4 protein-coding genes and 1 pseudogene are annotated in these 2,369 nt (G+C 43.4%); 4 read left to right on the top strand and 1 reads right to left on the bottom strand.

The window, feature by feature from the left end; all coding sequences use genetic code 11:
* A pseudogene (locus tag JF818_RS00175) lies at positions 1–207 on the top strand (hypothetical protein); the annotation flags it as partial.
* A gap of 171 nt (positions 208–378) precedes the next feature.
* Here the strand turns inward: JF818_RS00175 and JF818_RS00170 are convergent.
* A complete protein-coding gene (locus tag JF818_RS00170) occupies positions 379–732 on the bottom strand; it encodes a helix-turn-helix transcriptional regulator (RefSeq protein ID WP_198889984.1) in 354 nt (117 codons plus the stop codon).
* 127 nt (positions 733–859) lie between these two features.
* Here JF818_RS00170 and JF818_RS00165 point away from each other — a divergent pair, with 127 nt between their 5' ends.
* The 3 genes from JF818_RS00165 to JF818_RS00155 all read left to right on the top strand — a co-directional run.
* Positions 860–1,177 (top strand): hypothetical protein, encoded by a 318-nt coding sequence (locus JF818_RS00165; RefSeq protein WP_198889983.1) that lies wholly within the window; start codon positions 860–862, stop codon positions 1,175–1,177.
* 102 nt (positions 1,178–1,279) lie between these two features.
* Positions 1,280–1,555 (top strand): hypothetical protein, encoded by a 276-nt coding sequence (locus JF818_RS00160; protein WP_198889982.1) that lies wholly within the window; start codon positions 1,280–1,282, stop codon positions 1,553–1,555.
* On the top strand, positions 1,555–2,369 hold an 815-nt coding region (locus JF818_RS00155), incomplete at its 3' end, for a hypothetical protein (protein ID WP_198889981.1). The genes JF818_RS00160 and JF818_RS00155, both read left to right, overlap by 1 nt.

Genomic DNA, 2,369 nt, shown 5'->3' with positions numbered 1-2,369 from the left:
GCATGGACTACCCCACTGGGAATATTCAAGGAAATAAGCAAGCAACTTCCGTCAACAAGAGTTGGGGTCTGCTATGCCGATGAAGACTTTGGAACCAACTGTGGATTGATCCTATCGAAAGGAGGAGAGGCATCGGTGAAAATCGTTGACGACAACCCTGTATTTGCTGAACCGTTTGCAGAGAAAGTCTGGAATTTTTATGACTAACAAGATATCTCTAACAATTAAGATAATAGGAGGCTTTATTATTAATATAATATTATTAATATAATTAAGCATTATTGGTCAATAGACTATTGGTCAATATACTAAATTAAGCTTTATTCCCAAAGAGCCAATTAAAGCTCTTTGGGTAAATAAAGCTAGCCATAAATTAAGCTAAACTCTCTTCGCGTGAAAAACTTCATGAACGACCAGTTGTTCAATGATTGTGATGTAATCCTCACAGCAATTTTTCAGGTTGTAAGCAATCTCCATGACCCTGTCGTCTTGGACAACAGGAGCGAACTTCACATCAATTGCATTTTCGTCTTCTCCTGCAATCAACCAAGAAAGTGATACACCAAAACGTTTGGAAACCTTGTATGCAAATTCAGCAGTAGGAGCACTTCTTCTTTTCAGCGCAGTGGAAAGATATGAAGGCAAAACATCTACTTCTTTACAGAACTTGGATTGTGTCAGCCTATGGGCCTTAAGTAAACTCAATAATCTATCCCAAAAAGTTATTTCCATATTGCACCTCTATATGTCTAATTATATACCATTATTTTGAAATTGTGATTGACAATTGTGAATTAATTAAATATTGTGATACACAATTGAACATAAATACATAACGTTTGTTAAGGAGTTTTTAGAGATGGTAGGAATCAAGGCATATACAGTTGATGCTGAGGAATACGAGAGATTGACGGAACTGCAGAGTAGGTATTTGGAATTATGTCGTTTCCTAGATGTCAATAATCCCGGATTTGTCACTGTCGCCGCAATAGGCAAGGTCAATGGAATGTCCAGACAAGAGGTAATCAACAAGCCTTGGATGATGCCGAATTTCGGAAGGGTCACTGATCCAAAGCTCTTTGGTAAGAAACGCTACTGGACGTATGACGAATATCTCGATTGGGTAATCATCCCCGAGGACGTGAGAATCAAGCGATACAGACAGCTTGATGATTAGCGGTGTTGGAGTGTTCCGTGTTCGATTCACGGACACCGCAAAACCTTCCTTGAGGAAGGGAATCTTAAAAAGCCACGAGGTTAAAGTGGCGAGGAGTAAACAATGTTTACAAAATTGGAACAGTCTTTGCTTGGAACGATGGAAGAGTTGCAGAAGAAGCTTGCTGAGGTGATTGAAGCCTACGAGAAGCAGGGCCAAGAACTGGAGAAGACCAAGGACGATGATAAGTTCTGGTACAATGCGTATTCCAGAATCCACAGTGAGAAGGAGGAGCTGGAAGCAAAGCTTGAGGCTCTCAGACAAGAAAAAGAGGAGCAAGAAGCTAGCACTTCCGACTCCTCAGATGTTCTAAACAGCCTACTCAAGGAGGCCATTTAATGAAGATTACAAACAAATATAATCTCCCAGAACCTTACTACAAATCATGCCTTCGTGACAATCACCCAAGGTTTGGATGGGATACCTTTTCGGTCACCGAGCTTGCCAAGGGCACGAAGGAAATAATCCTCACCAGACGACACTGGAATGAGCTTGAGCAGGACTGTGCTGACATGGTTTGGGCAGTATTCGGTACTGCAGTACACAACATCATGGAAGGCCATGACAGTGAGGACGAGCTTGCAGAACAAAGGGTTTGGGTTGATATCGATTGTGGGGAATTCGGGACACGAAGGGTATCCGGTGGATTCGACCTCTACAATGCCACCACCAAGACCATTACTGACTACAAGACCGCTGGGGTATTCAGCTACAAGATGAAGCTTGAGGAATGGCTTGATTCATCTTGGGCGCAACAGCTTAGGGTCTACTGGTTCATCTTGGAAAAGGCTGGATTCCCTGTAGAGCATGTCAAGAACACGGTGTTCCTTAAGGACTGGTCAAAAACACAGGCAAAGCGAGACCGCTCCTATCCCCAGAAGCCAATCGTAGAGATTGAGTGGGATTTTGGAAAGGTCATGAGGAGTGACGTTGCCGCAGAGCTTGAGGCAGACCTGGCACGCAAGATCATTGATGTCTTGCAGTACAAGGACACTCCAGAGGAACAGATTCCTTTCTGCAGTGCAGAGGAACGCTGGGAACGTGGAGAGAAATGGGCTGTCATGAAGAAGGGCCGCAAGAGCGCAGTAAAGCTTCACACCAACGAGTTCAGCGCAGAACAACATCTGAGTGAGCTTCCTGCAGGTCATTACAT

The organism is Sphaerochaeta sp. S2 (genome assembly GCF_016406725.1).
Lineage (GTDB): Bacteria > Spirochaetota > Spirochaetia > Sphaerochaetales > Sphaerochaetaceae > Sphaerochaeta.
The sequence above is the reverse complement of the archived record's forward strand: the minus strand, read 5'-3'. Positions and strand labels throughout refer to the sequence as shown.